The organism is Streptomyces lucensis JCM 4490, assembly GCF_014650035.1.
Taxonomy (GTDB): Bacteria; Actinomycetota; Actinomycetes; order Streptomycetales; family Streptomycetaceae; genus Streptomyces; species Streptomyces lucensis.
The window spans coordinates 799,218-823,083 of the sequence record NZ_BMUE01000002.1; the positions used below are offsets into that span (position 1 = coordinate 799,218).

A 23,866-nucleotide genomic window follows, 5' to 3' on the forward strand; every position below is an offset into this window, starting at 1 on the left:
CCGGCGGTCACACCGTCACCGGCGGAACCAGTTCGTGCAGGTCGCGGGCGAGGGCCGTCAGCCGTCCGCCGGACTCCACCCGGCACACCACCGGGTAGGCGTTCACCCCGAACGCGGCCTCCACGGCCCGCGCCCCCTCACCGGTGACGACCGTGGCGACCGGGGACAGCAGCGACGCGTACTCCCGTTCCTGCTCCTCGGCGTCCCCTCGGCCGGGGACGACCACGGCGAGCACCTCGGCGGCGGACCGTCCGGAACGGCCGACCGTCTCCACGAATCGCGGGAGCAACTCCGCGCAGGGCCCGCAGCCGGGCGCGAAGAACGCGGCGAGCGCGCCGTCCGGAATCGTCCGCGCGGTGATGTCCCGGCCGTCGGGCAGGCGCGCGGTGAAATCCTCCAGCACCGTTCCCACGCTCTCCGCGTCCGTCACCGGAAAAGCGGGCGGGGCGTCACGGTTTCCCGCGCGGAGTCTGCGGATGATTCCGTAGGCCAGCAGCAGGTTCAGCAGACCCAGAGCAGTGGAGAACACCACGGCGGCGGCGAGCAGCGACACTTGTCTCTCCCATGCGGACAGTACTAGTCGGACAGTGCGAAAAGGGCGAGGATGTCGTCGAGGAGGACGACCAGACCGGCCAGGACCGCGCCGGTGAGCACGGCCAGCAGCAGCCCGGCCAACCGGCCCGGGCCGGCCCCCGCGGTCGACAGACCCACCGCCGCGACGGCCGTCAGTACGGTGTTGCGCGCGACGTGCCGGGCCCCGAAGGGCGCCCCCGACGCCCCGAAGCAGGGGCACGACGCAGCCGTCCCACGCCGCAGCACGACCACCACCGCCAGCGTGAACGCGCCGAGCAGCAGGAGCGCCAGCGCCAGCCCGGCCCGTGCCGTGGCCGGCCCAAGGAGCAGCGGGGGTACCACGGCCTCCGCACCGGCCACCGCCGCCGCGACCACGCGGACGAGGCGTGCGGGCACCACCCGCAGGTCCGAGAGCCCGTCGGCGAACGCCCCGAACGCGCCGCGCCCGCGCAGTTTGCCGAACGCCGACGCCCCGAAGACGAAACCGAGGAAAGCCCGGCACACCACCGCTGTGTACAGCACTTCCTTTTACTCCCTCCCTCGGCGATTCCCGGACGGGCGAGTGAAAGCGGGTCCGGGAACGCGGAACGCGTGACGCGGCGGCCCAGGCTAGGAGAAGCGCATACACGCGGCATACAGATGAGACGGAAGGCGCCGTGTATGCCGGATGCTTAGCCTGCCCGGGAATTCGGCCGCACACGGTGGCCGAACCGAAAAGGGGGTTTTCCCTTGCTCCAGCGATTCGCGGACGCACTGGTGAACCGGCTCGCGCCGAAGGTCACCGCCGACGCCACCTGGTGGACCCAGACCAAGTGCACGGGCGGCTGTTCGTCCTACCCGGCCTACCAGGCGAAGTACACCCGCCAGTGCTGGGACTCCACCGGCACCTGCACGAGCTGGACCAACACCGGCACCTGCTGCAGCTCCTGAGACGGTGCGGCGCGCTGCCCCGGTCGCTCACGCGCTCCGGGGCAGCGCGCCCGTCAGCTCCGCGTACAGGGAGCGCAGCTCCCCGCCCGGGGCGATGCCCAGTTCGTCCCGGAAGACCGCGCACGCGGCGCGGTACGACTCGCTGACACCGCCCAGTTCCCCGATGCGGTGATGCGCGCGCATCCGCAGCGCCCAGCTCCGGGAGCGCAGCGGCGCCGAGGCCAGCAGACCGGTCAGATCACGCAGCGCCGCCCGCGGTTCACCGACCCACAGGTGGGCCTCGGCCAGGTCCTCCACCGCCCGCATCCGCTCCTCGTCGAGGTGGTCGAGCGCACCGGCCAGCGGGCCGAGGCGGGGCACTCCCACCGCCGCGCGGTCGCCGTCCCACAGACCGAGGGCCGGCCCGAGCAGCCGGGTCGCGCGTGCCGCGTCGCCGGCGAGCAGGGCGGCCCGGCCCGCCGCCGACGACTCCAGGAACCGCAGGTGGTCGCAGTCCCCGGGCTCCGCGTGCAGCGTGTAGCCGCCGTCACCGCCGGCGAGGGCACCGGCCCGGGACGCAGCGCCGGACGCGGCGCCGGCGCAGAGGGCGGTGCGCAGGGCGCTGGCGTGCGTGCGGATGTTGGCCACCGCGGAGCGTGGCGGCTCGCCGTCCCACAGCGCCTCCTGGATCGCGTCGAGGGAGACGCGGCGGCCCGCCCGTAACAGCAGGACCACCAGCAGGGCGCGGGGCTTGACGCCCCGGACGCCGACCGGGTCCGGGCCGATCCCCACCCGGCCGAGTACGCGGAAACGTGCGGGTTCCGTTGCCGGGAAAAACCCTGGTCCCGCCATCGTGGTGCGGCTCCTTTCCGGACCCGGCCGCGTGGGCCGGGACGCGAGGGAAGTGACGACGTGGAGCCTGTGCCGGGCGAACTGGCGCAGTCAAGACGCGAGTTGGAAATATTTTCAGCATCTTGCTGAAACATCACGGCGGGGGATACGGTCCGCCACACGTCCGAGTGGTTGAGCGGGCGACAGTTGCACCCAGGACGATCGTGCGGTCCCCGTGCCCCCACGCCCGCCGTCCGTTCCGCCCCCGCACCCGGCACACCCCCCACCCGCACGACGAAGTGCAGGAGTACACACACATGGCCAGGAGAACCCTGGCCGCCACCGCCGCCCTCGCGGCCGGCCTGGCGGCCTCGCTGACCGTTCCCACCGGCACCGCCCATGCCTCCCCACCGGGCACCAAGGACGTCACCGCCGTCCTCTTCGAGTGGAAGTACGCCTCGGTGGCCCGCGAGTGCACCAGCACCCTCGGCCCCGCCGGCTACGGCTACGTCCAGGTCTCCCCGCCCGCCGAGCACATACAGGGCTCGCAGTGGTGGACGTCGTACCAGCCGGTCAGCTACAAGATCGCCGGCCGTCTCGGTGACCGCGCCGCCTTCCAGAGCATGGTGAACACCTGCCACTCGGCGGGCGTGAAGGTCGTCGTCGACACGGTGGTCAACCACATGTCGGCGGGCAGCGGCACCGGAACCGGCGGCTCGTCGTACACGAAGTACGACTACCCGGGCCTGTACTCGTCCCACGACTTCGACGACTGCACCTCCCAGGTCGGCGACTACGCCGACCGCTGGAACGTCCAGCACTGCGAACTCGTCGGCCTGGCCGACCTGGACACCGGCGAGGACTACGTCCGCAGGACCGTCGCGGGCTACATGAACGACCTCCTGACCCTGGGCGTCGACGGCTTCCGCATCGACGCCGCCAAACACATCCCGGCCGCCGACCTCGCCGACATCAAGAGCCGCCTGACCAACCCTTCCGTCTACTGGAAGCAGGAGGTCATCCACGGCGCGAACGAGGCCGTCCAGCCGTCCGAGTACACCGGCAACGGCGACGTCCAGGAGTTCCGCTACGCCTACGACCTCAAGCGGGTCTTCACCAGCGAGAAGCTGGCCTACCTCACCAACTACGGCGAGGGCTGGGGCTACCTGAGCAGGTCGGTGGCCGGCGTCTTCGTCGACAACCACGACACCGAGCGCAACGGTTCGACCCTCAACTACAAGAGCGGCGCCGACTACACCCTGGCCAACGTCTTCATGCTCGCCTGGCCCTACGGAGCCCCGGACGTGAACTCCGGCTACGAGTGGTCGGACGCGGACGCCGGGCCGCCGAACGGCGGCCAGGTGAACGCCTGCTGGCAGGACGGCTGGAAGTGCCAGCACGCCTGGCCGGAGATCAGGTCCATGGTCGGCTTCCGCAACGCGACCCGCGGACAGCCGGTCACCAACTGGTGGGACAACGGCAACGACGCGATCGCCTTCGGGCGGGGCGGCAAGGGCTACGTGGCCATCAACCACGAGTCGTCGTCCCTCAGCCGGACCTACCAGACCTCGCTGCCGGCGGGCACGTACTGCAACGTGCAGAACAACACGACGGTGACCGTTGACTCCGGCGGGCAGTTCACCGCCACCCTCGGCGCGAACACGGCGCTGGCGATCCACGCCGGCAAGTCGAGCTGCTGAATCCCGCCCGACCGGAGCAACCGCGCGTGCGCGGTCCCCGCTCCGGTCCGAGGCTTGCTCCATGAGCATCCGTCCCTGGGTCGTCGTCGAGGCACCCGACGGCCGGGGTCTGCGCCGGGTCACCGTCGGCAGCGACGCTGCCGGCGGTGTCTGGTCGCTGCGCGAACTGCGGAAGCTGCTGGCCCGCCGCGGGCACCCCGACGTGGACGTGAACGACCCGGCGTGCGTGTACTGGCGCGGAGGGGGCAGTGACACGTGGCCCGACCGGGCCTGGCGGCGGCGGACGGTAGGCGTCCTGATGGTGGCGGGGCTGCTCGCCTCCGCGGCGCTCAACGGAAAGATCGGCTGGCCGGACGCCTTCAACGCACTGACCTTCGCGCAACGGATAACCGGCGCCCTCTTCGTCCTGTCCGGGTTCATCCTGGTCGCGGCGGCGATAGCAGTGCTCGACCACTGGGGTAAACGGCATTCCAGGATCTCCGGTGCGATCGCCCTGCTCGGCGTCCTCATCGCACTGGCCACCGACAGTCTGCTCGTCCTGATGTGGCTGGACGAGAGGGAGTACACGCCCTACATGCTGGTCTTCATGCCGCTCTGGTGCTGGTCGGTGTGGGCGCTGTGCCTGCTGCTGCGGGAGAAATCGTGGCAGGGCCTGCCGCACCCCAGGAAATTCGCGGCCGGAGTGGTCGTATCGGGTCTCTTCACCGCACTGAGCCTGGCGTACTCCACCTTGTACGAACCCACGGTGGCCCCTATGCGTTTCGCTCTGAAGGCGGAGTTCGGCAGAGTGCGGGCGGACAGCCGGCATCCGTTCCTCCAGGTCCCGCTCAAGCTCTCCGTCAAGAACACCGGATCGTTTCCGGTGTACGTCATCGTCGACGACTTCACGGTGTACGGCAGAACCGCGCGGTACACCGAGCAGGGAACCTCGCTGGCGGAGACGTGGGAGCAGAGCCTCACCCCCGACAAGGGCAAAGAGGATGCGGAAACCTATGTCGACCGGTTCGAGTACGCGACCCTGAGCAGTGGACGGCTCCATGTTCCGGGGGACCCCATCGAAAGCGGACAGGAGGACACCCAGGAGCACGTGCTCCAGATTCCCAGGACCGTCGGCTACGACCTGCTCCGCGTCGACTTCCAGCTCACCTTCATGAGGAAGGACCGCGGGCGGATCGACGTGAGGCAGTTCCACACGAAGCATCTGTCGTGGAACGAAAGGGACAGTCGTTTCTTCTGCCTGGTGAGGTGGTGTGCGGAACGCATCCTGTACCTCGGCCGGGTCCGCCACAACAACAACCTGGTCAACGTGACGCACGGTCCCCGGTATGTGCTGGCCGGCTGGGATCCGGAGCGTCCCCCGCTCTACTCCATCTCCTCCTACCACTTCGAGACCCCGCCGCTGCACACTCCCTCCAAAGAGGAGCGGGAGGTGGAGAGGTTCGGCATCTCCGCCGTCGAGACCAGTACCGAGATCTCCCTGGCGGAGCTCACGAGTTCCCTTCCTGCGCATCGGCCATCTTGACCCAGGTCCCCGACTTAATGCCCGACTCCTGGTCGAGATCCAGAGCGGCCCGCAGGCAGTGGAGCGCCTTGTCTCCGAGGGTGCTGAACAGTTCCTTGGCCGGTACCGAGTCCGCGAGCGTGGGAACGAGCTTCTTGATGACCATCGGGGCGTCGGCGATGTGGTCGTTCCGCAGCCGGGCGAGGACGTCCAGGGAGGTGTTCCCCGCTTCCTGGGACTTCCAGAAGTCCTTGACGTCGTCCGGATTCATGTTGCCGGGAAGCAATCCCACGAGATCAGTGGTGATGCCCTGCGGGGCGGCCAGGAGAACCGAGTTGGTGCAGACCTCGGCCGCCTTGCCCAGCTGTACGTCCGGCAGGGGCTGGGTGGAGAGGAAGGCCTCGTGTTCCTTCTTCACCCGGTCGACCTGTTCCGCCGTTTCCCTGGACAACCCGGAATCATCGGATTCGTCCACCGACGAACTGGCCTCGTGCGCCGTCTCCGCCAAGGACTTCCGCCCACCGTCGGGCGAATGCCGCTCGCTGATGGTGGACGCCACTGTCGCCAGCAGCCACAGGGCCCGCGTGGTCTCCTGGCCGCGAGCGCCCGGCATCCCCCTCCCGGACTTCTCGGCGTGATCCGCTTCCGTCCGGCGGGCTGCGGAGTTCAGGTCCGCGATGATGCCGGCCAGATCCTCCCGTACCCCGGGTGGCGTCTTCGGGTCGCCGACCGCGTCGAGAGCGGATGCCGACTTCCACGCGACATAGAAGGCGGTGCGCCGCACCTCGGGGGGCAGCCCCGTGCGGCTCGCCGTGTCCAGGGTGGAGACCACCTCCTTCGCCAGCCCCGTCAGCTGCTTCCGCACCGCACGCGGCGTCCCTGGATCATTGATCACCTTCAGGGCGGAGTCCACCGCCTGGGCGGTCCGGATGGCCGTGTCACGGTCCTGGGGCGGGGTCCCCGGGTCGTCCACCGTGTGCAGGGTCGTGGTCAGTTGGCCGACGCTCGGGGCCAGCTCCTCAGGAGCCTCCTGCTTCGCCTGATCCAGGACTGTCGTTGTCTCTTCAAGCTCCTTCTCCTGCTGCTTCGGGGCCTGGGAAGCCGGCGTGGCGCTTTCCGTGGGGCTGGACGGCTCACCCGACCCACCCGAACCCGACGTGTCCGTCGGGCTCGACGTCCCGCTCGTTTCGGTCGAGTCCGGCGTCTTGCTCGTGTCGGCCGGGCTCGACGTATCGCTCGTCCCGGTCGAGGAGGGCGGTTCCGACGAGGAGGGGGTGGCCGGCGACGACTGGCCCGGTGAGGTGCCCGGCGTCGAGGAGCCGGGCGACGGCGGGGACGAAAGCCCGGGTGAGGGAGGTGGAGGTGATGACGCCGCCGGGGTCATGGGGAGTGCGAGGGCTGCCGCCGCGGCGGACGCGCCGGTCAGGTACAGGATCTGTCGCCGGGGGAGTCTGGCCATGGGGAATCCAGGTGCGGACCGGAAGTCGCCGGGTGCGGCGCTTCGTTCATTCCGGGCAGACATTCGCCACACAAGCCACTCTTCACCCGTTCGGCGCATCCGGCAAGTTGGGTGAAAGATCTTGCCGATACTTTCACGCCTCTTGCTGTAATCCTTTCGGCAGCGGTACGGTCGCGCGGTCGCCCGGCGGGGAAGCCGCGCCCGCGGCGTCGGGGTCGGACCCAAGAGAGCCGTAATCGCAAGGAGTTACCGCCTGTGATACCCAGATGGCCGGCGCCCCGGCGGCGCCGTACGCCCCTAGCGAGACGGGCCGCGGCCGTCACCGCCGCCGCCCTCGCAGCCGCCCTGATCCAGCCACTGGCGGCCCGTGCCGCCACCCCGCCGGCACCGCCCTCCGACGCGGCCCTCGCCGCTCAGCCGGCCCGGCACGACGACACCCGCGAGCAGTTCTACTTCGTCCTGCCGGATCGTTTCGCCAACGGGGACCGGTCGAACGACAAGGGCGGTCTGACCGGCTCGCGCCTGGCCACCGGCTACGACCCCACCGACAAGGGCTTCTACCAGGGCGGCGACCTCAAGGGTCTGACCAGCAGGCTCGACTACATCAAGGGCCTCGGCACCACCGCCATCTGGATGGCCCCCATCTTCAAGAACCGGCCCGTGCAGGGGACCGGCGCCAACGCCTCCGCCGGCTACCACGGGTACTGGATCACCGACTTCACCCAGGTCGACCCGCACTTCGGCACCAACAAGGACCTGAAGACCCTCATCTCCAAGGCGCACGCCAAGGGCATGAAGGTGTTCTTCGACGTCATCACCAACCACACCGCCGACGTCGTGGACTACGACGAGAAGTCCTACGGCTACCTCTCCAAGGGCGCCTTCCCGTACCTGACGAAGGACGGCGTGCCGTTCGACGACGGCGACTACGCGGACGGCACCAGGAAGTTCCCGGCCACGGACGCCGGCTCCTTCCCGTACACGCCGAGGGTCACCAGCCGGAGCAAGGTCCCGGCCTGGCTAAACGACCCGGCGATGTACCACAACCGGGGCGACTCCACGTACGCCGGGGAGTCCACCACGTACGGCGACTTCTCCGGGCTCGACGACCTGTGGACCGAGCGTCCCGAGGTCGTGCACGGCATGGAGAAGATCTACCAGCGGTGGGTGAAGGACTTCGCCGTCGACGGCTTCCGCATCGACACCGTCAAGCACGTGAACCTGGACTTCTGGACCCAGTGGGCGACCGCGCTGGACAGGTACGCGGCGGCGCACGGGCGGAAGAACTTCTTCATGTTCGGCGAGGTCTACTCCGCCGACACCTCCGTCACGTCCCCGTACGTCACCCGGGGCCGCCTCGACGCCACCCTCGACTTCCCGTTCCAGGACGCGGCCCGCGCCTACGCCTCCCAGGGCGGCAGCGCCCAGCGGCTCGCGAACGTCTTCGGTGACGACTACAAGTACACGACCGACAAGGCCAACGCGTACGAGCAGGTCAGCTTCCTCGGCAACCACGACATGGGGCGCTTCGGGTACTTCCTGAAGCAGGACGACCCCAAGGCCACCGACGCCGAGATCCTCGCCAAGGACCGGCTCGCCAACGAGCTGATGTTCCTCAGCCGCGGCAACCCGGTCGTCTACTACGGCGACGAGCAGGGCTTCACCGGCTCCGGCGGCGACAAGGACGCCCGCCAGACCATGTTCGCCTCCAAGGTCGCCGACTACCTCGACGACGACGAGATCGGCACCGACCGCACCCACGCCGACGCCGCCTACGACACGGGCGCCCCGCTGTACCGGCGGATCGCGGCGCTCTCGAAGCTCCGCAAGGCCAACCCGGCCCTGACCGACGGCGTGCAGACCGAGCGGTACGCGGCCGACGGCGCCGGCGTCTACGCCTTCACCCGTACCGACGCGAAGACCGGCCAGGAGTACGTCGTCGCGTTCAACAACGCGGGCGAGGCGAAGACCGCCACCTTCACGACCGGCTCGGCCGGCATGTCGTACCGGGGTGTCTACGGCACCACCGACTCCGCGAAGTCCGACGGCGACCGCAGGCTCACCGTCACCGTCCCGGCCGGCTCCGCCGTCGTCTACAAGGCGTCCGGCGCCCTGGCGAAGCCCGCCACCGAGCCCACGCTCACCCTGAAGGCCCCGGCCGCCGGAGCCACCGGCACCGTGGACGTCAGCGCCGACGTGGAAGGCGGCCGGCTCGACCGCGTCGTGTTCGCCGCCCAGGTCGGGAACGCCAAGTGGCGGGTCCTCGGCTCCGCCGACCACGCCCCTTACAAGGTCACCCAGGCCGTCGGCAAGGACGTGCCCACCGGGACCGCCCTGCGCTACAAGGCCGTCGTGATCGACTCCGCCGGACACACCGCGAGCGCCACCGCCGAGAGCACCACCGGCACCCCGCCCGCCGCGGAAACCCCGACCGCCTCCTCCCGCGACTACGCCGTCGTCCACTACAAGCGCACCGACGGCGACTACGGCGACTGGGGCCTGTACGCCTGGGGCGACCTCGCCGACGGCGAGGCCACGAACTGGCCCGCCAGCCACCCCTTCACCGGCCGGGACGCCTACGGCGCCTTCGCCTACGTCAAGCTCAAGCCCGGCGCCTCCAACGTCGGCTTCCTGGTCATCGACAAGGACGGCGACAAGGACGTCTCCGCCGACCGCTCGATCGACGTCACCAAGACGGGTGAGGTGTGGATCGAGCAGGGGAAGACGGACGTCCGGACCGAGAAGCCCGACTACCCGGCGCAGGACGAGAGCAAGGCCGTCATCCACTACCACCGTGCCGACGGCGACTACGCCGGCTGGGGCCTGCACGTCTGGACGGGTGCCGCCACCCCCACCGACTGGTCGAAGCCGCTGGATCCGGTGAAGACTGATGCCTATGGCGCGGTCTTCGAGGTGCCGCTCACCGAGGGTGCCACCAGTCTCAGCTACATCGTCCACAAGGGCGACGACAAGGACCTCCCGACCGACCGGTCCCTGGACCTCAAGGCGGACGGCCACGAGGTGTGGCTGTTGAACGGCCAGGAGAACCACCTGCTGCCGCAGTCCGCGGGCAGCGCCGCCGCGCTCGACCTGACCACCTCCAAGGCCATCTGGATCGACCGGGACACCGTCGCCTGGAACGGCGCCGAGGGGGCCGCCTCCACCCAGCTGCTGTACTCCCACGGCGGCTCGATCGCCGTCAAGGACGGGACGCTGACCAGCGACGACGAGCGCTGGCTGCGGCTGACGAAGACCAAGCTCACCGACGCCCAGAAGGCGAAGTACCCGCACCTGAAGGACTACACCGCCTGGTCCGTGGACCCGCGTGACCGGGACCGGGTGCGCACGGTGCTGAACGGCCAGCTCGTCGCCTCGCAGCGGTCCGCCACCGGCGCCGTCCTGGCCGCGACCGGCGTGCAGATCGCCGGCGCGCTGGACGACCTGTACCCCGGGGCCCGCAAGGCCGCGCTCGGGCCGGTCTTCCACGACGGGAAGCCGACCCTCTCGGTGTGGGCGCCGACCGCCCAGTCCGTCCGCCTCGACCTCGACGGCCGCGGCGTGACGATGCACCGGGACGACGCCACCGGCGTCTGGTCCGTCACCGGCCCGAAGTCCTGGAAGGGCAAGCCCTACCGGTACGTCGTCAAGGTCTGGGCGCCCAGCGTCCGCAAGATGGTCACCAACAAGGTCACCGACCCGTACTCGGTCGCCCTCACCGCGGACTCCGGGCGCAGCCTCGTCGTCGACCTGGACGACGGGTCGCTCGCGCCGGGCGGCTGGTCGGGCCTGCACAAGCCGAAGGCCGTGCCGCTGAAGGACGCGCAGATCCAGGAGCTGCACATCCGCGACTTCTCCGTCGGGGACAGCACCTCCCGGCACCCGGGGACCTACCTGGCCTTCACCGACCGGAACAGCGACGGCGCCAAGCACCTCAGGGAGCTGGCGAAGTCCGGGACCTCCTACGTCCACCTCCTGCCCGCCTTCGACATCGCCACCGTCCCGGAGAAGAAGGCCGACCAGGCCACCACCGACTGCGACCTGGCCTCCTACGCCGCGGACTCCGACAAGCAGCAGGAGTGCGTGTCGAAGATCGCCGCGAAGGACGCCTACAACTGGGGCTACGACCCGTACCACTACACGGTGCCCGAGGGGTCGTACGCCACCGACCCGGACGGCACGGCCCGTACCGTCCAGTTCCGCAAGATGGTCCAGGCGCTCAACCAGGACGGCCTCAGGGTCGTCATGGACGTCGTCTACAACCACACCGCGGCCAGCGGCCAGGCGGACACCTCCGTGCTGGACAGGATCGTGCCCGGCTACTACCAGCGGCTCCTCGCCGACGGTTCGGTGGCCAACAGCACCTGCTGCGCCAACACCGCGACCGAGAACGCGATGATGGGCAAGCTGGTCGTGGACTCGATCGTCACCTGGGCCAAGGAGTACAAGGTCGACGGGTTCCGCTTCGACCTCATGGGCCACCACCCGAAGGCCAACATCCTGGCCGTCCGCAAGGCCCTCGACGCGCTGACCCCGGAGAAGGACGGCGTCGACGGCAAGAAGATCATCCTGTACGGCGAGGGCTGGAACTTCGGAGAGGTCGCCGACGACGCCCGCTTCGTGCAGGCCACGCAGAAGAACATGGCCGGCACCGGGATCGGCACCTTCTCCGACCGGGCCCGTGACGCCGTGCGCGGCGGCAGCCCCTTCGACTCCGACCCCGGGGTCCAGGGCTTCGCGTCCGGCCTGTACACCGACCCCAACTCGTCCACGGCGAACGGCACGAAGGAGGAGCAGAAGGCCAGGCTGCTGCACTACCAGGACCTGATCAAGGTCGGCCTGACCGGCAACCTCGCCAAGTACCGCTTCACGGACACGGACGGCAAGGAGGTCACCGGCGCCGGGATCGACTACAACGGCGCGCCCGCCGGCTACGCCGACGCACCCGGTGACGCCGTCGCCTACATGGACGCGCACGACAACGAGTCGCTGTTCGACGCGCTGACCTACAAGCTGCCGAAGGACACCTCCGCGTCCGACCGGGGCCGCATGCAGGTCCTCGCGATGGCCACGGCCGCCCTGTCGCAGGGCCCGGCGCTCTCCCAGGCGGGCACCGACCTGCTGCGCTCGAAGTCGCTGGACCGCAACTCCTTCGACAGCGGTGACTGGTTCAACGCCATCCACTGGAACTGCGCCGACGGCAACGGCTTCGGGCGCGGCCTGCCCCCGGCGGCCGACAACAAGTCCAAGTGGGACTACGCCAGGCCGCTGCTCGGCACGGTCAAGGTGGGCTGCCCGCAGATCACCGGCGCCTCGGCCGCCTACCAGGAACTGCTGAGGATCCGCACGACCGAGAAGGCGTTCTCGCTCGGTACGGCCGCGCGGGTGCAGGACCAGCTGTCCTTCCCGCTGTCCGGCAAGGACGAGACGCCCGGCGTGATCACCATGAAGCTCGGTGACCTCGTCGTCGTCTTCAACGCCACGCCGGAACAGCAGGAGCAGCGGGTCGGCTCCCTCGCCGGCGCCCACTACCGGCTGCACCCGGTGCAGGCCTCGGGCGCGGACGCGGTGGTGAAGACCTCCGCCTACGCGGAAGGGCCGGGAACCTTCACCGTGCCGGCGCGGACCGTCGCGGTGTTCACCCGGTCGGCGGACTAGGGTGAGGCCGTTGCCCTAGAACAGGAGTGCGCATGCCGCAGATCACCGTCGACTACTCCGACACCATGGAGAACGCCTTCGACCGCGCGGGGTTCGCGCGGGCGTTGCACGAGGCGGCCGTGGAGATCGCGGCGGCGAGGCCGGAGGGCTGCAAGACGCAGTTCCGGCCGAGCGCGTACACGGTGTTCGGGTACGAGGATCCCGAGGCGCGCGGGCACGCCGTGGTGCACGTGACGATCGGGCTCCTCGCCGGACGCGGCGACGAGACGAAGGCGAGGCTGGCCGAGGCCGCGGTGGAACTGCTCCGCGAGCACGTGGCGGACGCGCCGCTCACGCTGCACGCCTCCGCCGAGATCCGCGACCTGGATCCGTCGTACCGCAAGTTCGAGCGCTAGGTCCTGCGCGGGTCCCGCGTTCAGGCGCCCAGGGCGATCAGCCGGCCGACCAGCTCCGCGAAGGGGCCGTCGGCCGGCTCTTCCTTGGCCATCGTGCGCAGCAGCGCGGCCATGCCCTCGTCGTGGGCGGCGCTGACGGCGGCCAGCGCGGCGAAGTCGTGCACGAGCTGGACCTCCAGGTCGGCGCGCGGGATGCGCCGGCCGTCCAGCCAGATGAGCGCCGTGGACTCGGCGAGCGAGATCCACGAGCGGACGACCAGCTCCAGCCGCGGGGAGGCCTCGGTGACGCCCAGGTGCGACAGCATCTGGTCGTAGGCCGCCTGCCGCACGGAGTCGATGAGCGCGTTGGTGGCCGAGACATGGCTCATCGAGTGGGGTTCGCCGGCGGAGACGGCCGGTCCGCCGCGCATCAGCGCCGAGAAACCGGGCCCGTGCTCGTCCACGAAGTCGAAGAAGCGACGCATCACGCGCAGCAGCCGGGCGCCGAGCGGGCCCTCGTGCGGTTCCTCGAAGCGGCCCGCGAGATCCTCCGCGGCGCGCTTCAAAGCGGCCTGGTACAGGCTGAGTTTGCCGGGGAAGTAGTGGTACACGAGCGGGCGCGATATGCCCGCCGCCGACGCTATCTCGTCGATGGAGACCTCATCCGGCGAGCGCTGGCTGAACAGTTCGAGGGCGACGCCGATCAACTGCTGCCGCCGCTCCTCGACGCCCATCCTGCGGCGAACCCCGGTACTCATGCGAACAGCTTAACGATCGATTCCGGCCGTCGGTGTGCGCAGGACGAGCACCGGGTGATCACGTCCGGACCCGCGGCGGTCGCCGGCCGGGAACAGGCGGGGCTGGACCGGTTCACTTTCCGGCCGGCCGGCGGAGCCCGCCGATCGGCCGGCCGTCCACCAGGGTGCCCGTCAGCTCGGCCCGCGCCCCCCGCTCGGCCTTCGCCGTCAGCAGCGGCCCCTCGCCCGACGCGGTGACCCCTCCGGTGGCCCGGATCGTCTCCGTGTCCCGGCTGCCCGCCGCCAGCAGGTACCAGTTCCCGCCGCCCGACTTCCACAGCACGCCGGCCAGCACGTGGGGGTCGCGCGGTCCGCACGCGAGGACGTCCGTGGCCCTGGCGACCACCGTCCCGGCCGCCTTGTCCGGGGTGCGGAACTGGGCCAGCGCCGCGGTGCCGTCGCCGCGCCAGGTCTCGGCCCGGGTGCACACCCAGTCACCGTCCCCGCTGCCGTCGGGCAGCGGCTGCGACGCGTAGGTCCAGGCGTTGACGCTGCGGACGCCGGCCGAGCGCCCGGCCGTCAGCGAGCAGGCGAACGGGCCCCACGCCCGCAGCCCCTCCGTGCCGGACGCCTCGCCGGCCGAGCCGGGGCGGCCGGCGGTGAGGTGGGCGGGGACGAGCTCGCCGAGGTCGGTGGAGAGCTGGGTGGCGGAGCCGTCGCTGAGCTGCAGCACGGTCCACGAGGTGCAGCGGCCGGTGCGCACCACGGGGCTGGCCAGCGGTGCGGTGATGCCGTCGGTGAGGGGCAGCGGCGTCGCCTCCGAGTCCGGCTTCGTCAGGTCCCGCGTGGCCGCCGTCCGCACCCAGGGCGCGGTCAGGTAGCGGACGTTGCCGTCGGAGCGGCCCAGCACCATCGCGCTCGCCTCGGCGGCGGTCGCGCCGTCGACGCGGGCGAAGTCGAGCGCCGCACCCGGTGTGCCGTTCCTGGGCTCGGCGTAGCGGGCGATGCGCAGACCGTCGTAGAAGATCACCACGCGGGCGTTGTCCACCTCGCCCGCGTACAGCAGCTGGGGCGGTCCGGCCGGGCCACCGGGCAGAGTGCCGGGGGTCGCCGAGACGCGCACCGTCTCCCCGGGGCGGGCCCACACGGCCAGCGCGCGGCGCAGCAGGGCGCGGTCGCCGGTGAGCGTGCCGCGGGCCGGCCACACGGAGAAGTCCGTGCGCGCCGCGGACTTCCAGGCGGTGGGGGAGACGCGGGTCAGCCTGCCGGGGTCGAGGGCGGCCTCGGCGGCCGGGTTGCGCGCGTAGACGGGCGCGGCGGCGCCGTCGGGGCCCCAGCCCCCACCGGGCAGGGCGACCAGCGCCCCGCACACCGCGAGCGCGGCGGCCGCGGCGAGGGCGGCCCTGGTGTGCCGGCGGCGGCGCCTCAGGTCGGTGGGCCGGACCTGCAGCGAGCAGGGGTCGAACTCGGGGGAGGCCAGCAGCGCGGGCTGCGCGGGCACGCTGTTCGCGGCGGCCAGCGCGCCTCCCGGGTCGTCGACGCCGGCGCCCTGGAGGATCGCGCGGACGTCCGCGTCCGGCAGTCCTTCCAGACCGCGCAGCACGTACGCGGCACGGGCCGGGCCGGACAGTGCGGACAGCCGCTTGTCCAGGGAGAGTTCGTCGGCACCGCCCGCGCGGGGGAACAGCCGCAGGCCCCACACCTGGGGCAGCGGCGGGGAGAGCCGGGGCAGGCCCTTGCGGGGGCGGGCCGCCTCCAGGGCCGCACGCAGGACGCGCTCGCGGAGGAAGGCGTAGCCGGGGTCGCCCTCCCGGCCGGAGGCCTGGACCGGGATGGCGGACTGCTCCCTGCGCCCCCGGGGCAGGGAGCGCTGGGCGAGGGCGTGTGCGGTCAGCACCCGGCGGCGGCTCGGCGGCAGCACCAGGTAGGCGAGCCGGACCAGTCGTGCGTAGTGCTCGACGAGCGCGGCCTCGGCCTGCTCGACGTCGGCCGGTCCGGGGGCGGTGGCTGCGTGACGCGGGGCTACATCCTGTGACTGCACGTCCGTAAGAACGAGCGAACCGGGGGTTGGTCACCGCCCGGTCACCGGCCGGGGAGCGGTTACGCCCGGTCCGCCTCCGGCTCGACCAGTGCGCGCGCGTAGTTGGCCATCGACCGCTGGTAGCGCGGCAGGTGCGGGGCCAGGGCGCCGAGCACGAGGGAGAGGCCCTCGCGGTCGCGGCCGAGGCTGGACAGGCACAGCGCGAGGCACGCGCGTACCGCGTCGTCCAGCTCGTCGGACGGGCCGTCGAGTTCGGGAGTGAGCAGCTCGACCCCCTCCTCGGCCTGCCCGACGTTGCGCAGCGAGCTCGCCAGCTGGATCTTCGTCCGCCGGCCCCGGTAGCCGTCGAGCCCCCGCGCGAGCGCCTCCCGGTACAGCGGCGCCGCCTTGTCCGAGTGCCCGGTCGAGTCCCAGGCGCAGGCCTGCTCGAACGGGCCCAGCGGGCTGTCGTCGGGCAGTTCGGCGACGAGCGCGTCGATCAGCGCGCGGAACTCCTCCGCGCGCTCCTCCGGATACTCGTCGAACGAGGCCCAGGCGGCGGCCACGCGATCTTCCCAGTTGCTGTTCATCGGGCCACCTTCGCACATTCGTGCGCGTGTGGTCGGCGGATTTGAGCGCAGCGCGCACGGGAGCCGTATCCGTTGGACGGGGTCCCGCGCCGGGGCTCCGCGCGGCATGCTTGGCTGGCCCACAGGACCGGAGGAACAGATGAGGTTGACGCGACCGATGCTCGCCGTGACGGGCGCCGTCGCGGCCGTGGTGGCGCTGGGCGGCTGCGGCTCCGGCGGACGGAGCGGGAGCGAGAAGGTGCCGGCCACCGCGACCGGGAGCCTGGAGAGCCTGGCCGCCGAGGTGAAGTGCAAGCCGAACATCCAGACGGACGCCGACGAGATCCGCCAGGCCATCTGCCGCAACGGCGACGGGAAGTTCATCCTCGCCACCTTCGCGACCGACCGCGGCCAGCGCGAGTGGATCAACGACGCGAAGGACTACGGCGGTTACTACCTCGTCGGCCGCAAGTGGGTCGCCGTCGGCGACGACGGGGTGGTCAAGGCGCTGCGCGGCACACTCGGCGGCGACCTGGAGATCGGCACCGATCACCACGCGCACAGCGGCTGACGCGGTCCGCGGGCACGGCGAAGGCCGGTGACGGGAGGGGGGTCCGTCACCGGCCTTCTGTCATGAGGGCCCGCGCCCTGCCCCGTTACGGGGGTCAGGCGCAGTTCTGCCCGCGGTTGAGGCAGCTGGCGATCCTGTTGGCCAGACCGTTTTTCGTGACGCTGATGAAGTCGTCGTGGTCGGTGGCCGCCTTGTGCAGCTGCTCCGGGAAGCCGTCCACCGCGAACGCGTTCTTCACCTGGCCGTTCTGCACGGTCGGCGGGTTGATGTTGTACACCAGGCGCATCGTCAGCTGCGGAATGGCCTTGAAGCCGTTCTGGCAGTTGCCGTTGGCGTCGGCGAACGCGACGTGCGTGCGGTGGTTGGCACTGTCGGCGTTCTTGCCGTCCCAGCAGCTCTGGAAGGCGAACGACCGCACCACCTTGCTGCCCTGCGGGCAGATCGGGTACTGCGTGGTCAGCTGCACCTTGTTCTCGAAGCCGGTGCAGCTCCAGTGCGCGTTGGCGTTGGCCAGACCATTGGTGGTGGTCTTGGCGTCACCGGTGATGATCCGCAGGAACTGCGGCATCGCGACGACCTTGCTGGTGGGGCTGCCGACGTACTTGATCTGCGCCTGTACGGGCGTCAGGATCTTGCCGACGTTGCCCTCCTTGCCGCCGCCGTCCTTGTTCTGGTCGAAGTCCTGCGTGCCGTCCTGGATGCGGACCACGGGCCAGTAGTACGACGACAGGTCGCTGCTGTTCTGGCAGCTGGTGCCGCCCTGCAGGAACGTGTTGTTGCTGGAGAAGGCGTTGACCTTCTGGTTGCCGACGTAGTCGTGCAGGTGGTGGGCGCCGTTGGTCACGCCGGGCGCCACGATCACGTTGTCGGTGTTGAAGTTCTTGTTGGCGTTCACACCGCAGCGCGTGGTGAACGTGCCGGTCGAGGCGTTGCCGTTCTTGCGGGGCTTGGCCGGCACGTTCGGCTGGACCTTGGTGATGTCCACGAAGTCGGCCGCGACCGGACCGTTGCCGGCCTGCCCGCCGATGTTCTGCCCGCCGCCCTGCTGCTGGCCGCCTTGCTGCTGGCCGCCGTTCTGCTGCTGGCCGCCCTGCTGCTGCCCGCCTTGCTGCTGGCCTCCGTCCTGCTGCTGGCCGCCCTGCTGCTGGCCGCCCTGCTGCTGACCGCCGTTCTGCTGCTGCCCGGCGTTGGTCTGGTTGGCGTTCTGCGCCGTACAGGTGGCCAGGGTGTCCAGGTCGGTCGGCGCGGTGCCGCCGGCGCGGGTGATCTCCAGCCTGATGCGGTCGAGGATCGCCTTCCGCCGGTCCTTGAGCGGCTGCAGGATGGAGTTCTGCACGAAACTCGCGTCCCTGGCCTGCGCGTCCCGCGTGGTCGCCAGACGCTGGTAGGCGTCCGTGATCTGGCGGTCGAGGTTCGACAGCTCACCGGCGACCTCGGTGCGGGCCTGGTTCGGCACGTTCGTCAGCTTCTGGCCGACGTCCGGGCAGGAGATCGTCGCGACCTGCGCCGTCGACGCCTTGGTCTGATTGCCTCCCCACGTCTGGTGGTTCGACTCGTGCGCCGAGGCGTAGAAGTTCGCCCAGATCAGCCCGCCCCCACCGAGCGCTAGGGCCGCCGATGCGGCTATGGCCTTGTTGGCCAGCGGCGTACGGCGTTTTCGTGTGTTGCGTCCCATGGAACTCCTCTGACTTCCTTGCGGGGCAGCATCGAGGCGCCCGACAGGAGTGAAGCGGCGTCCTTCCATACGGACGCCGCCACGGAGGTGTTCAGCCGTCTCACGAAATCGGCACGGGTTCGTTACGTCACGGGGACACCAACAGCCCCCTGAGCAGCGGAGGTTCGCGGAAAATCAGCGATCGCCGTCGAGGTGCGCGAGGACCGCGAGAACGCGCCGGTTGTCATCGTCCGACACCTCAAGACCCAGTTTGGCGAAGATGTTGGAGGTGTGTTTCGCGATGGCCCGTTCCGTCACCACCAGCTGGGCCGCGATGCCCGCGTTGGACCGGCCCTGCGCCATCAGTTCGAGCACTTCGCGCTCGCGCGGGGTGAGCCGGCCGAGCGGCCGGTCCCCGGCGTCCCGCCGCGACAGCAGCTGCTGGATCACCTGCGGGTCCATCGCGGTGCCGCCCGCCGCCACCCGCCGCACGGCGTCCACGAACCCGTCCGCGTCGAACACCCGGTCCTTCAGCAGGTAGCCGACCCCGCCGTTGCCGTCGGCGAGCAGCTCGCGCGCGTACAGCTGCTCCACGTGCTGGGAGAGGACCAGCACCGGCAGCCCCGGCCGCTCGCGCCGGGCCGTGAGCGCGCACTGCAGGCCCTCGTCGGTGTGGGTCGGCGGCAGGCGCACGTCGACCACGGCGACGTCGGGCTCCAGCTCCGCCAGCGCGCGGGCGAGTTCGGGGCCGGACTCGACGGCCGCCGCTATCTCGAAGCCGTAGGCCTGGAGCATCCGGACCAGCCCGTCGCGCAGCAGGAAGAGGTCCTCGGCTAGGACAACACGCACGGAATCTCCATGGTCACCATGGTGGGGCCGCCCGCGGGGCTGCTGACGGCCAGGACGCCGTCGAATGTACCGAGCCGCCGCTCGACCCCGGCAAGCCCGGACCCGGCCCCGATCACCGCGCCGCCCTTGCCGTTGTCGGTGACCGCTATCCGCAGCATCCCGTCGGCGTCGTGCAGGTCCACCCAGATCCGGTCGGCCCCGGAGTGCTTGACGGCGTTGGTGAGCACCTCGCTGGCCGCGAAGTAGGCGGCCGACTCCACCGGCGCGTCGGCCCGGCCGGACAGCTCCACGGTCACCTCCGCGGGCAGCGGCAGCCGCAGTGCCAGCGCCCGTACCGCGTCGCCGAGTCCGCGTTCGGCCAGCACCGGGGGGTGGATGCCGCGCACCAGGTCGCGCAGTTCCTCCAGGGCCTCCGCGGAGTTGCGGCGGGCCTGGGAGAGCAGGGCCTTCGCCCGCTCCGGGTCCTTCTCGAGCAGCATCTCGATCGTCCCGAGGTCCATGCCCATCGCGACCAGCCGGGCCTGCGCGCCGTCGTGCAGGTCCCGCTCGATGCGGCGCAGTTCGGCGGCGGAGGTGTCCACCGCGTCCCGCCGGGTCTCGGTCAGCACCCGGACCCGCTCGGCCAGCTCTCCCTGGTCGCCGCCGAGGACGGCCCGGGTGAGGCGGAAGTGGACCGTCAGCAGGCGCGGGGTGAGGCGGTAGGCGGCGACCAGCAGCACCACGGCGGTGGCGCCGGCGCCGAGCGCGGTCGGCTGGTCGGTGACCGGCACGAACCCGTACCAGTAGGTGTGGCCGTCCGCCAGCACCCGCCACCATCCGGCGGCCACCGCGAACCCCTCGACGGGGTAGAGGAGCAGCACCGCCGGCAGCAGCGCCGTGAAGAAGCCCGCCGTCATGTCGACCGGCAGCCACCGCAGGTCCCGCCAGGTCGCGGGATCACCCAGCATCCGGAAGGTGCGCGTCCACGGGTTCGCGTCCTCGGGCACCGGCCGGTACGCGGACGGGATCCGCACCCCGCACCACTCGGCCGCGAGCCTGCGCCGGATGTCCGCCACGTCCCGCACCCCGCCGAGGATCCAGGGGGTGGTGACGATGCCGATGCCGATCGGGACGAGGGCGAGGGAGAGGAGGGTCAGCGTGAGGCACAGCACCGTCACGGGCAGCATCGCCACGGCCAGCACGAACCCCCGTACGGCGGCGAGTACGGCCTCCCGTGCCTGCGCACGGACCTCGTCGCCCTTCGTGTCGGTAGTCATGCGGCCAGTCTGGCCGACCCGTGCACGGCGGTCACTGGCCCGAGGCCCCCGGCCGGGGGGTGGTGCCAGGTACACCCCCCGCTCCCGTCAGCACCCTCGCCTCCAGCTCCGGGTCCAGGCCCGGGGCGGCGCGGTCCGGCCGCTGCGGCGCGGTGCCGCCGATGCGCGTGAGCCACCGCCAGGTGTCCGCCACGGTCTCGCCGGCCGGGCGGCACACCAGCCCCGCGGCCAGCGCCCGCGAGACGTCCGTGCGGTGCACGGAGTCGTAGAGCTCGCCGCCCGGCGGCACCCACACCGGCAGCTGGGTCCACGGTTCGATGCCCGCTTGGGCGACGACCTCGGGGGCGGTCCAGCGCAGCTCGGCGTCCGCGCCGGTGACCCGGACGCAGGCCTCCAGCAGTTCCCCCATGGTGGTGTGGCCGGGCGGGCCCGTCAGGTCGTAGGGGCCGCCCGAGTGCCGCTCCACCGCCCCGAGGATCCACGCGGCCAGGTCGCGCACGTCGATGAACTGCACCGCCAGGTCGCGCGGCCCGGGGGCCAGCACCGGTCCGCCGCGGGCGATCCGGGTGAGCCACCAGGGCAGCCGGCCGACGTTCTCGTAGGGGCCGAGGATCAGCCCGGCCCGCACCAGCAGCGCGTCCCGCTCGCCGAACGCCTCCACGGCGGCCAGCTCGCCGCCCCGCTTGTCCCGCGGGTAGTCCGTCCCACCGGCGTCGGCGGCGGCGCCCTCGACCAGCGGGCCGTCCTCGCCGGCCCCGCCCGCCGACGGCCGGGGCCAGGCGTACACGGACCGGCTGGAGAGGTACACGTACCGTCCGGTGCGGCCCCGCAGCAGCCGGGCCGCCTCCAGCACCGCGCGCGGCGCCGCCGACCAGGTGTCGACCGCGGCGTCCCAGGTGCCGGCGTCCGCGGCGAGCGCGCCCAGGCCGCCGGGAGCGGTGCGGTCGCCGTGCAACGCCCGCACGCCCGGCGGGGGCCGGTGCCGTCCCCGGTGGAGGACGGTCACCTCCCAGCCGCGCTCCAGCGCGGCCTCCACCACGGCCCGCCCCGCGAACTCCGTACCGCCCAGCACGAGAAGTCTCATGCCGTGATCGTGCCCGGCCGGGGCCCGGACCGGTACGGGGCTCTGCCGAGGGCAGAGCGGGTCAGTCGGCGGTCGGCGGGATGTACTTGTAGCCGACCCGGCGCACGGTCTGGATCGCCTGGCGGTGCTGTGCGCCCAGCTTGCGGCGCAGCCGGGCGACGTGCACGTCGACGGTGCGGCCGTCGCCGACGTGGCCGTAGCCCCACACCGTGGTGACGAGCTGGTCCCGGGTGTGCACCCGGTGCGGGTGCGCCACCAGGTGCGCGAGCAGCTCGAACTCCAGGTACGTCAGGTCGAGTTCACGGCCGTCTACGGCGGCGGTGCGGCGCACGGGGTCGATCCGCACCAGGGAGTCGCCGCCCGCCGCCGGACCTGCCTGCGCGGTCTCCGCGGTCTCCGGCCGGTCCGGCACAGCGACCGGCGCGAACGGCGGCCGCTGGTCGGCCGGGACCAGCACCAGGTAGCCGACCATCGGCGGCCGGCCCGGCAGGGCGGGCAGGGCGTGCTGCGGCGCGGGCAGCCAGGTGGCGCCCGGCGGCAGGAAGTCCGCCACGTCGACCACCTCGTCCCGGTCGACGGCGCGCAGCCGGTGCCGGGCGCCGTTCGCGGCGGGGGAGGTCAGGGGGGCGGCGGGAAGAGAACGAGTGGTCGCCATGAGAGGTCAGCTCTTTCGCGCGAGGAGTCCGTCAGGGGATGCTGCGGCCGCGATTCGTGGTCGGGCGCGCCGGGGGACGTACGTCGTTCCGCGCTGGCCGAAGGCCGGGGTGTACGGCTTTAGAGGGCCCGCGCGTTCCTCGCGCGGCGACACACCCGGTCGAAGTCGTGGTGCTGACGGGAAGGCCAGAACGGCTCGAGGTCATGGCGACCCGTCGCGATGCTGTTCTGGAAGCCGGTCATGGACCCATTGAAGCAGACGCGGGCCCCGGGCAGGAGTCTCCTTCCACCTCTTGGACGCCTGCCCGGCACGGAGTTGGCGCCGTCGGCGGCCCGGACACGCCGGAGGGGCGCCCGCCGTCCTGGCGGGCGCCCCTCCGGGCGAGCGGTGCGGATCAGGCCTGGCCGGCCTTCTCCAGCGCGGAGCAGCAGGTGTCCACCAGCAGGCGGGTCACCACGTACGGGTCGACGTTGGCGTTCGGACGGCGGTCCTCGATGTAGCCCTTGCCGTCCTTCTCGACCTGCCACGGGATGCGGACCGAGGCGCCGCGGTCGGAGACGCCGTAGGAGTACTCGTTCCACGGGGCGGTCTCGTGCAGGCCGGTCAGGCGGTCGTCGATGCCGGCGCCGTAGTTCTTCACGTGGTCCAGCGGCTTGGAGCCCTCACCGAGCGACTCGCAGGCGGTGATGATCGCGTCGTAGCCCTCGCGCATCGCCTTGGTGGAGAAGTTGGTGTGCGCGCCGGCGCCGTTCCAGTCGCCCTTGACCGGCTTGGGGTCGAGGGTCGCGGAGACGCCGAAGTCCTCGGCGGTGCGGTAGAGCAGCCAGCGGGCCACCCACAGCTGGTCGGAGACCTCCAGCGGGGCGAGCGGGCCGACCTGGAACTCCCACTGGCCCGGCATGACCTCGGCGTTGATGCCGGAGATGCCCAGGCCCGCCTTCAGGCAGTTGTCCAGGTGGGCCTCGACGACGTCACGGCCGAAGATCTCGTCGGAGCCGACACCGCAGTAGTAGCCGCCCTGCGGGGCCGGGAAGCCGTTCTCGGGGAAGCCCAGCGGACGGGCGCCGTCGAAGAAGGTGTACTCCTGCTCGATGCCGAAGATCGGCTCCTGGGCGGCGAACCGCTCGGCGACCTCGGCCAGCGCGGCACGGGTGTTGGACCGGTGCGGGGTCATGTCGATGTCGAGGACCTCGCACAGCACGAGGATGTCGTCGCCGCCGCGGATCGGGTCCGGGCAGGTGAAGACCGGCTTGAGCACGCGGTCCGAGGCGTGGCCCTCGGCCTGGTTGGTGGAGGAGCCGTCGAAGCCCCAGATGGGAAGCGCGTCGAGACCGGCCGGACCACCCGTGATGATCTTCGTCTTGGAACGGAGCTTGGCCGTCGGCTCGGTGCCGTCGATCCAGATGTACTCAGCCTTGAAGGTCACGGGGCCACATCCTTCGGGGGTGGGTCGGGCGCACTTGCGGGTG

At 71.5% G+C, this 23,866-nt stretch carries 20 protein-coding genes; 7 read left to right on the top strand and 13 right to left on the bottom strand.

The annotated features are described in order from the left end of the window. Nucleotides 1-7 precede the first annotated feature (7 nt). Together IE177_RS07760 and IE177_RS07765 are read right to left on the bottom strand one after the other, a co-directional pair. Complete coding sequence (locus tag IE177_RS07760; protein ID WP_190014007.1) at nt 8-553, bottom strand: thioredoxin domain-containing protein; 546 nt, start codon at nt 551-553, stop codon at nt 8-10. Between the two features lie 23 nt (nt 554-576). Further along, on the bottom strand, nt 577-1,095 hold the full coding sequence (locus tag IE177_RS07765) for a MauE/DoxX family redox-associated membrane protein (protein ID WP_190014009.1): 519 nt from the start codon (nt 1,093-1,095) through the stop codon (nt 577-579). 207 nt (nt 1,096-1,302) lie between these two features. Between IE177_RS07765 and IE177_RS07770 the strand changes: the two genes are divergently transcribed. Beyond that, nucleotides 1,303-1,503, top strand: coding sequence for a hypothetical protein (locus IE177_RS07770; protein ID WP_190014011.1), 201 nt, complete (start codon nt 1,303-1,305; stop codon nt 1,501-1,503). A 27-nt stretch (nt 1,504-1,530) separates the two neighbouring features. Here IE177_RS07770 and IE177_RS07775 read toward each other — a convergent pair whose 3' ends face one another. Continuing rightward, nucleotides 1,531-2,274 (bottom strand): AfsR/SARP family transcriptional regulator, encoded by a 744-nt coding sequence (locus IE177_RS07775; RefSeq protein ID WP_190014013.1) that lies wholly within the window; start codon nt 2,272-2,274, stop codon nt 1,531-1,533. A gap of 356 nt (nt 2,275-2,630) precedes the next feature. Between IE177_RS07775 and IE177_RS07780 the strand changes: the two genes are divergently transcribed. Beyond that, nucleotides 2,631-4,013 (top strand): alpha-amylase, encoded by a 1,383-nt coding sequence (locus IE177_RS07780; protein ID WP_190014014.1) that lies wholly within the window; start codon nt 2,631-2,633, stop codon nt 4,011-4,013. Nucleotides 4,014-4,074: 61 nt separating this feature from the next. Beyond that, entirely contained in the window at nt 4,075-5,535 is a 1,461-nt protein-coding gene (locus IE177_RS07785; protein ID WP_190014016.1) for a Yip1 family protein, read from the top strand. On the opposite strand, the gene IE177_RS07790 is transcribed toward IE177_RS07785, so the two are convergent. Continuing rightward, nucleotides 5,501-6,487: a hypothetical protein gene (locus IE177_RS07790; protein WP_190014018.1), complete on the bottom strand. Its 987-nt coding sequence runs from the start codon at nt 6,485-6,487 to the stop codon at nt 5,501-5,503. The genes IE177_RS07785 and IE177_RS07790 overlap by 35 nt on opposite strands. Before the next feature lie 133 nt (nt 6,488-6,620). On the opposite strand from IE177_RS07790, the gene IE177_RS07795 reads away from it, so the two are divergent. From IE177_RS07795 to IE177_RS07805, 3 genes are all read left to right on the top strand, one after another. After that, nucleotides 6,621-7,088: a hypothetical protein gene (locus tag IE177_RS07795; protein ID WP_190014019.1), complete on the top strand. Its 468-nt coding sequence runs from the start codon at nt 6,621-6,623 to the stop codon at nt 7,086-7,088. A gap of 140 nt (nt 7,089-7,228) precedes the next feature. Then, nucleotides 7,229-12,628, top strand: a complete 5,400-nt coding sequence (pulA, locus tag IE177_RS07800; RefSeq protein ID WP_190014026.1) for a pullulanase-type alpha-1,6-glucosidase — start codon at nt 7,229-7,231, stop codon at nt 12,626-12,628. Nucleotides 12,629-12,660: 32 nt separating this feature from the next. After that, on the top strand, nt 12,661-13,023 hold the full coding sequence (locus IE177_RS07805) for a 5-carboxymethyl-2-hydroxymuconate Delta-isomerase (RefSeq protein ID WP_190014028.1): 363 nt from the start codon (nt 12,661-12,663) through the stop codon (nt 13,021-13,023). Nucleotides 13,024-13,043: 20 nt separating this feature from the next. Here the strand turns inward: IE177_RS07805 and IE177_RS07810 are convergent, their stop codons facing one another. From IE177_RS07810 to IE177_RS07820, 3 genes are all read right to left on the bottom strand, one after another. Next, the gene (locus IE177_RS07810) at nt 13,044-13,736 is read right to left on the bottom strand and encodes a TetR/AcrR family transcriptional regulator (protein WP_190014149.1); all 693 of its coding nucleotides are present in this window, start codon (nt 13,734-13,736) and stop codon (nt 13,044-13,046) included. A 136-nt stretch (nt 13,737-13,872) separates the two neighbouring features. Beyond that, nucleotides 13,873-15,780, bottom strand: coding sequence for a hypothetical protein (locus IE177_RS07815; protein ID WP_190014030.1), 1,908 nt, complete (start codon nt 15,778-15,780; stop codon nt 13,873-13,875). 59 nt (nt 15,781-15,839) lie between these two features. Then, complete coding sequence (locus tag IE177_RS07820; protein ID WP_190014032.1) at nt 15,840-16,367, bottom strand: tetratricopeptide repeat protein; 528 nt, start codon at nt 16,365-16,367, stop codon at nt 15,840-15,842. A 121-nt stretch (nt 16,368-16,488) separates the two neighbouring features. On the opposite strand from IE177_RS07820, the gene IE177_RS07825 reads away from it, so the two are divergent. Continuing rightward, nucleotides 16,489-16,899 carry a hypothetical protein gene (locus tag IE177_RS07825; RefSeq protein WP_190014034.1) on the top strand — a complete coding sequence of 137 codons (411 nt, stop codon included), beginning with the start codon at nt 16,489-16,491 and terminating at the stop codon, nt 16,897-16,899. Nucleotides 16,900-16,993: 94 nt separating this feature from the next. Here IE177_RS07825 and IE177_RS07830 read toward each other — a convergent pair whose 3' ends face one another. The 6 genes from IE177_RS07830 to glnII form a co-directional block, all read right to left on the bottom strand. Beyond that, nucleotides 16,994-18,574, bottom strand: a complete 1,581-nt coding sequence (locus IE177_RS07830; protein ID WP_190014036.1) for a DUF1996 domain-containing protein — start codon at nt 18,572-18,574, stop codon at nt 16,994-16,996. 174 nt (nt 18,575-18,748) lie between these two features. Further along, nucleotides 18,749-19,402, bottom strand: coding sequence for a LuxR C-terminal-related transcriptional regulator (locus tag IE177_RS07835; RefSeq protein ID WP_190014037.1), 654 nt, complete (start codon nt 19,400-19,402; stop codon nt 18,749-18,751). Next, nucleotides 19,387-20,658: a sensor histidine kinase gene (locus tag IE177_RS07840; protein WP_190014039.1), complete on the bottom strand. Its 1,272-nt coding sequence runs from the start codon at nt 20,656-20,658 to the stop codon at nt 19,387-19,389. The genes IE177_RS07835 and IE177_RS07840 overlap by 16 nt, the downstream gene beginning before the upstream one ends. A 31-nt stretch (nt 20,659-20,689) precedes the next feature. Next, the gene (locus tag IE177_RS07845) at nt 20,690-21,742 is read right to left on the bottom strand and encodes an NAD-dependent epimerase/dehydratase family protein (protein ID WP_190014041.1); all 1,053 of its coding nucleotides are present in this window, start codon (nt 21,740-21,742) and stop codon (nt 20,690-20,692) included. 61 nt (nt 21,743-21,803) lie between these two features. After that, entirely contained in the window at nt 21,804-22,397 is a 594-nt protein-coding gene (locus IE177_RS07850) for a winged helix-turn-helix domain-containing protein (protein ID WP_190014043.1), read from the bottom strand. A 394-nt stretch (nt 22,398-22,791) separates the two neighbouring features. Beyond that, entirely contained in the window at nt 22,792-23,823 is a 1,032-nt protein-coding gene (gene glnII / locus IE177_RS07855) for a glutamine synthetase (RefSeq protein WP_190014045.1), read from the bottom strand. Between the last annotated feature and the right edge of the window lie 43 nt (nt 23,824-23,866).